The sequence below is a fragment of the Deinococcus pimensis DSM 21231 genome (assembly GCF_000519345.1).
GTDB classification, from domain to species: Bacteria; Deinococcota; Deinococci; order Deinococcales; family Deinococcaceae; genus Deinococcus_A; species Deinococcus_A pimensis.
In genome coordinates this window covers 90,843-96,846 of the sequence record NZ_KI912637.1, presented here as the reverse complement: position 1 = coordinate 96,846, position 6,004 = coordinate 90,843, and the positions used below count along the sequence as shown (strand labels likewise).

The window sequence follows — 6,004 nt, the reverse complement described above, 5'->3', positions numbered from 1 at the left end:
GCCTCGTGGACCCCGCCGAGATGACCCTGCGCGCCCAGGGAACGAGGGCCGCTTGCACGCTCCTCCCCGACGACCTTGACGGGGAGTCCGCGTGAGGGCCTGGCTGCTCGTCGGCGGGCGCCTCACCGTCACGCCCGAACTCGCGCGGCTCGCGGCGCACCCGCCCGACCTCGTCGTCGCGGCGGACGGCGGCATCCGCCACGCGAGAGCGCTCGGCGTGACGCCCGACCTGTGGGTCGGGGACTTCGACTCCAGCGACCCGGACGACGCGCTTCACGCGTACGTTCCACGCGAGGCCGTCCCGCGCGCCAAGGACTTCACGGACGCGGAACTCGCCCTGACCCGCGCCCGGGCGCTCGGCGCGACCGACGTCACGGTCGTCGGCGCGTTCGGCGGGCGGCTCGACCACACCCTCGTGCTCGCCTTGCTCGCGGTGCGCGCCACCCGGGAGGGTACCGTCACGCGCCTGCACAGCGGTCGACGAGAGCGCCGAGGCACTCCTGCCCGGCCGCCCCCTGCGTCTGCGGGCGGAACCGGGCGGCACCCTCAGCGTGATCGCCCTGACGGACCTCGCGGGCCTCACCCTGCGCGGCGTCCGCTGGCCCCTCACGCGCGCGGACGTGCCCGCCGGGTCCGGCTGGACCGTCAGCAACGAGGCCGCCGGGCCCGTCGCCACCGCCGAGCTGACCGCCGGGGAGGCGCTCGTCACGCAGCTCTGGACGCCCTGACGCAACCCGGCGCGCGTCCGCCTCGTACCTGACCCATATGGGACGCAACGCCGCCATCGGATGTCTCGGTGCCCTCGTGCTGGTCCTCGCCGCGCTGGTCCTCGGCGGGTACTTCCTCGTGGTGCGCCCCGTGCAGAACTTCCTCCAGGGCTTCCAGACGCCCTTCACGCAGCAGAACGGCGCGCGCGAGACGCCGCCGCCCGCACCCCGCGCGGACGTGCGCCTCACCCGCGCGCAGGTGCAGGACTTCGTGCGGGTGCGCCGCAGCGTCCGCGAGGCCGTCGGGCAGGACTTCGGCCGTTACGAGAACCTCTACCGCGACTTCGCGGCCGGGCAGACACCCAGCGCGCTCGAACTCGTCGGCGCGCTCCGCGAGTCCTCGGGCGTCGTCACCCGCGCCCGCGAGGCGCAGCGCGCCGCCCTCGCCCGCGAGAAGATGACCGAGGGCGAGTACGCCAACGTCCGCCGCGAGGTGAACCGTACCCTCGGCGTGCCCGAGATCGACCTGCAGAGCGCCGCGCGCGCCCTCCAGAACTTCCAGCTGCCCGACTTCTCGCAGGTCGTGCCTCCCCCCAGCCCGCAGAACCGCGCCCTCATCGAGCCGTTCCTGAACGAACTGCGGCCCACGGCGGCGCTCGGCGTGCTGGGGTTGTGAATCCGTTCGCGCCGTTCGTGCGTTCCTCAGGTCGAGCCGCATCCGCGCCTCAGATCACGCGTCATTCCCGGGGAGGAACCATGAACCGATCGATCTCGACCGCCCTTACTCTCGCCGCCGTGCTCTCCGCGTCCGCCGCGCTCGCGCAGTCCGGCACCACGAGCACCACGACGACCACCACGCAGGCCGCGCCCGCGATGGTCATGGCCGTCACGAGCGACGCCTCCACGAAGACCGTGAAGGTCAACCTGATGTCCGGGATGGGCACCGCGAATGGCGGCCTGAACTACAACGGCGACTCGAAGGGCGACAAGACGCTGACGGTGCCGCTCGGCTGGACGGTCGAGGTGATGCTCGGCAACTCGGGCCGCATGCCGCACAACGCGCTCGTCTTCGCGGGCTCCGCCGTGCCCGCCACGATCGACCCGTCGAAGGTGGCCTTCAAGGGCGCCGCGACCGCCGTCGTGGGCCCCGGCCAGACGCCCGTCTCCACGTCCTTCGTGGCGAGCCGTCCCGGCTCGTACGTGCTGCTGTGCGGCGTCGGACGGCACGCCGCGAACGGCATGTGGATCAAGATGACCGTGGCGAACGGGATCAAGGAGGCGAGCTACAAGTAAAGGCAAACAGAGACGCTCGACGCTCCAGGCCCGAACGACAGGAGGGCGCCCGCGCGGGCGCCCTCCTGTCGTTCTGCTCGCCTCGTTCAGCCGGCCTTGCCGAGGAGCTTCATGCGCAGGTCCCCGGCGTCGTCGCCCGCCTGCTCGGTGACGGTGACGCGGAACTTCGCGCCGTCGTGCATCTCCAGCACGAGTTCCGTGCCGGGCGTGGCGATCACGCCCGTGCCGTCCAGGTCGAGGGCGACGCGCATCATGCCGCGTCCGCCTTCGAGGGCGGCGATGCGGCCGGGCACGCTGGTCCCGTCGATGTACGCGATGACGCTGTTGAACTCGGCCATGCTCAGGCGTCGCCCATCATGAGGCCCTCGATGGTGTGGCCCTGCATGATCGGTTCGAGTTCGTCCACGACGCGGCAGATCAGGTGGTCCCTGACTTCCTGCGGGAGCTTCTCGTAGTAGGCGCGGGTGAACTGCAGGTCGTGGAACTCGTCGTGACCGGCGCCGGGGGCGTCCACGCCGAGCACGAGGACGGGGCGGGACTTCTCGCTGGTGTTGGCGGTGCCGCGGTGGATGGTGAGGGCCGAGCGGACGCTGATGTCGCCCATCTTGGGGAACTTGCGCTGCGACAGGGACTCGTAGCGGGGGTAGAGGCTGGTGGGCGGGAACATGCCGTGGTCGTACTCGCTGGGGTCGTCCCACTGCGTGCCGGGCGCGATCTCGAAGGGCCCCATGTTCTCCTCCACGTCGACGGTGGTGAGGTTGAACGCGAGGGAGTTGAGGCGGCGGTCCACGAGCGTCTCGCTGCCGGCGCGGAAGTCGCGGTGCCAGGGCTGGTCCTTCGCGCCGGGGTTGGGCACGTCGAAGCCGAGCTCGACGATCTTGTAGTTCGGCCCGAGGACGCTGAGGCAGACCTGATGCACCCAGGGGTGCGTGATCAGGTCGTAGAAGCCGCTGATGTCCTCCGGGTGGATCTCGACGTAGTGGCGGTTCGTGCCGCGTCCGACGGCGCCGCCGGGACGGGCGAGCGCGTCCCGGTACAGCACCTTGAGTTCCTCGCCGAGCTGCGCGACCCACTCGCGGGTGAACGCGCCCTTGAGACCCATGATGCCGTCGCCGTACAGGGACGCCATGATGGTGGGCACGTCGTACTGGGGGCCTTCGAGGGCCTGCTGGGCGGGGGTGGGCGCGAGGGTCTTCTGGGGTTCGGTGGCGGTCATGCGGTCCTCCTGTCGGGGATTCGGGGGTGGGGCTGGTGGGGCTCTCTCAACATGCGCCGCGCGGCTCGGAGTTTGGTGAAGGAGCGCACGCGGACGCTGAGAATTCAGTCGCGTCTCGTGGCGCTCCTCGCGCGGCCGAGCTGGTTCTGCAGCACGACCACGACGAGCAGGAACGCGCCGCGGATGACGGACTGCCAGTAGGCGCTGAGGCTGATGGTGCCGCGCCCGTTCTCGAAGTTGAGGATGTTGAAGATGATGCCGAGCAGCAGCACGCCCACGAGGGTGCTGCCGACGCTGCCGCTGCCGCCCGTGAGGAGCGTGCCGCCCACGACGACGGCGGCGATGGCGGTGAGTTCCCACCCGAGGCCCTCGGTGGGTTGACCCGCGCCGAACTGCGACGCGAGGATGACGCCCGCGAGGCCCGCGAGGGCGCCCGACAGGACGTAGGTGGTGACGAGGGTGCGCTCCACGGGCAGGCCCATGAGGCGCGAGGCCTCCTCGTTGCCGCCGATGGCGAGCACGTGCCGCCCGAAGCGGGTGTAGCGCAGCACGACCATGCCGACGGCGAAGGCCACGCCGAGCAGGATCGCGGTGAAGGGCACCCCGCCGACGTTGCCCTGCCCGAGCGTGGTGAAGCCGTGGTCGTAGTCGACGGAGACGGACTGGTCCTTGGCGAGCATCAGGGCGAGGCCGCGCGCGGCGAGCAGCATCGCGAGGGTGGTGATGAACGGCAGGATCTTGAGGTACGCGATGACGAGCCCGTTGACGAGCCCGAGCAGCGCGGCGGCGGCGACCGCGCCGAGGAGGGCGGGCCACAGCCCGTAGGGGCTCAGGAGCGCCCCGACGACGCTGGCGAACGCGGCGACGCTGCCGACGCTGAGGTCGATGCCGCCCGTCATGATCACGAAGGCCATGCCGAGCGCGACGAGCCCGAACATGCTGTTGTACCCGAGGACGGTGAAGACGTTGTACGGGGACAGGAAGCCCTCGTAGCGCAGGGCGCCGAACAGCACGAGCAGCGCGAGCGCGATGAGGACGCCGTAGCGCTGCACGACCGCGGCGAAGCGGGCGCGGCGTTCGTCGGAGGTAACGCGGGGCGAGTTGACGGCGGACACGGGCACCTCCCTTCTCAGCGGCGGGCGCGCTGGATGTACACGGCGACGAGGATGATGACGGCCTTCACGACGAGCGCGGCGGAATCGGGCACGCCGCGCGCGAGCAGCGAGTAGCGGATCAGCTGGATGATGAGCGCCCCGACGAGGGTGCCGACGACGGTGGCGCGTCCGCCGGTGAGGGCGGTGCCGCCCACGGCGACCGCGGCGATCGCGTCGAGCTCCATGTTGAGGCCGACCTGGTTGGCGTCGCTGGAGGAGTTGATGCTGATGACGATGAGGCCCGCGAGGCCCGCGAGCAGGCCGCTGATGCCGTACACGGCGAGCTTCACGCGGGAGGTCGGGATGCCCGCGAGGCGCGCGGCGGCCTCGTTGCCGCCCACGGCGAGCACCTGCCGTCCGAAGACGGTGCGGGCCATGATCCACGCGAAGAGCGCGACGACGAGGACCATCAGGATGACCTGGAAGGGAATCCCGAGGGGCCGCCCGAGCCCGACGTACTGGAAGGCGGCGTTGTTGAAGGTCTGCAGCTGACCGTTCGTGAAGACCTGCGCGATACCGCGTCCCGCGATGAACAGGATCAGCGTCGCGATGAACGGCTGGATGCCGAAGCGCGTGACGAGCGTGCCGTTGAAGAGCCCGAAGGCCCCGGCGGCGAGGACGGGCAGGATGAACGCGAGGGTCACGCCGAGGGCCGGGCTTCCCAGGGGCGGGTGGAGGAACAGCATGGGCGCGATCGCCCCGCTGATGGCCATGAGCGCGCCGACGCTGAGGTCGATGCCGCCCGTGGCGATGACGAGGGTCATGCCGACCGCGACGATCACGATCGTCGCGACCTGCGTGAGGTTCACGTTGAGGGTCTGGACGGTGAGGAAGTTCGGGGTGAAGACCGCGTTGAACACGAGCAGCAGCGCGAGCGCGACGAGCGGCCCGAGCAGCGTGCCGAAGGGGCTACGCCGCGCCGCGCGCCGCGCGGGCGTCACGGCGGGCGCGCCCGTGGCGGGCGTGGGGGTGCCCTCGGGCCGGGTCACGGCGCGCCTCCCGGAGCGTCCGAGCCGTGCGCCATGGCGTGCATGAGGGCGTCCTGATTCAGGCTCTCGCGCGGGAGGTGCGCGACGCTCTCGCCGTCACGCATCACGACGACGCGGCTCGCGCCCTCGGCGAGTTCCTCCAGTTCGCTGCTGATCATCAGCACGCCGAGGCCGTCACGGGCGAGCTCGCTCAGCAGAGCCTGGATCTCGCCCTTGGCGCCCACGTCGATGCCGCGCGTGGGTTCGTCGAGGATGAGGAGCTTGGGGTTCATGCACAGCCAGCGGGCGAGCAGCACCTTCTGCTGGTTGCCGCCGGAGAGCTCGCGGATCTTCTGGTCGGGTCCGGCGGTCTTGATGCCGAGCCGCGCGATAAAGCGGTCCACGATCTCGTTCTGGCGGGCGGTGTCCACGATCCCGGCGCGCGCGAGGTGCGGCATGAGGGCGAGCGTGAGGTTCTCTCGGACGGACATGTCGGGGATGATGCCCTCGATCTTGCGGTCCTCGGAGCAGAAGCCGATGCCCGCGCGGATCGCGTCGCGGGGGGAGTGGAAGCGGGCCTCGCCGCCCCGGAAGCGCAGCGAGCCGCCCGTGACGTCGTCCGCGCCGAAGACGGCGCGGGCCACCTCGGTGCGTCCGGAGCCGAGC

At 71.2% G+C, this 6,004-nt stretch carries 8 protein-coding genes and 1 pseudogene; 4 read left to right on the top strand and 5 right to left on the bottom strand.

Annotated elements, in window-relative coordinates:
• Nucleotides 1-91 precede the first annotated feature (91 nt).
• From DEIPI_RS42075 to DEIPI_RS39355, 4 genes and pseudogenes are all read left to right on the top strand, one after another.
• Nucleotides 92-421: pseudogene (locus DEIPI_RS42075) on the top strand (thiamine diphosphokinase); the annotation flags it as partial.
• A gap of 130 nt (nucleotides 422-551) precedes the next feature.
• The gene (locus DEIPI_RS42070; protein WP_342667505.1) at nucleotides 552-728 is read left to right on the top strand and encodes a hypothetical protein; all 177 of its coding nucleotides are present in this window, start codon (nucleotides 552-554) and stop codon (nucleotides 726-728) included.
• A gap of 37 nt (nucleotides 729-765) precedes the next feature.
• Entirely contained in the window at nucleotides 766-1,383 is a 618-nt protein-coding gene (locus DEIPI_RS39360; protein ID WP_045233971.1) for a hypothetical protein, read from the top strand.
• 80 nt (nucleotides 1,384-1,463) lie between these two features.
• Nucleotides 1,464-2,000, top strand: a complete 537-nt coding sequence (locus DEIPI_RS39355) for a sulfocyanin-like copper-binding protein (RefSeq protein WP_027481590.1) — start codon at nucleotides 1,464-1,466, stop codon at nucleotides 1,998-2,000.
• An 86-nt stretch (nucleotides 2,001-2,086) separates the two neighbouring features.
• Here DEIPI_RS39355 and DEIPI_RS0109140 read toward each other — a convergent pair whose 3' ends face one another.
• From DEIPI_RS0109140 to DEIPI_RS29805, 5 genes are all read right to left on the bottom strand, one after another.
• A complete protein-coding gene (locus DEIPI_RS0109140; protein ID WP_027481589.1) occupies nucleotides 2,087-2,338 on the bottom strand; it encodes a hypothetical protein in 252 nt (83 codons plus the stop codon).
• A gap of 2 nt (nucleotides 2,339-2,340) precedes the next feature.
• Nucleotides 2,341-3,216, bottom strand: a complete 876-nt coding sequence (locus tag DEIPI_RS0109135) for a phytanoyl-CoA dioxygenase family protein (protein WP_027481588.1) — start codon at nucleotides 3,214-3,216, stop codon at nucleotides 2,341-2,343.
• A gap of 104 nt (nucleotides 3,217-3,320) precedes the next feature.
• Nucleotides 3,321-4,331, bottom strand: coding sequence for an ABC transporter permease (locus tag DEIPI_RS0109130; RefSeq protein WP_027481587.1), 1,011 nt, complete (start codon nucleotides 4,329-4,331; stop codon nucleotides 3,321-3,323).
• A gap of 14 nt (nucleotides 4,332-4,345) precedes the next feature.
• Entirely contained in the window at nucleotides 4,346-5,359 is a 1,014-nt protein-coding gene (locus tag DEIPI_RS0109125; RefSeq protein ID WP_027481586.1) for an ABC transporter permease, read from the bottom strand.
• Nucleotides 5,356-6,004, bottom strand: a 649-nt coding sequence (locus tag DEIPI_RS29805) for an ATP-binding cassette domain-containing protein (protein WP_045233970.1), incomplete at its 5' end; no start/stop codon positions are given. The genes DEIPI_RS29805 and DEIPI_RS0109125, both read right to left, overlap by 4 nt.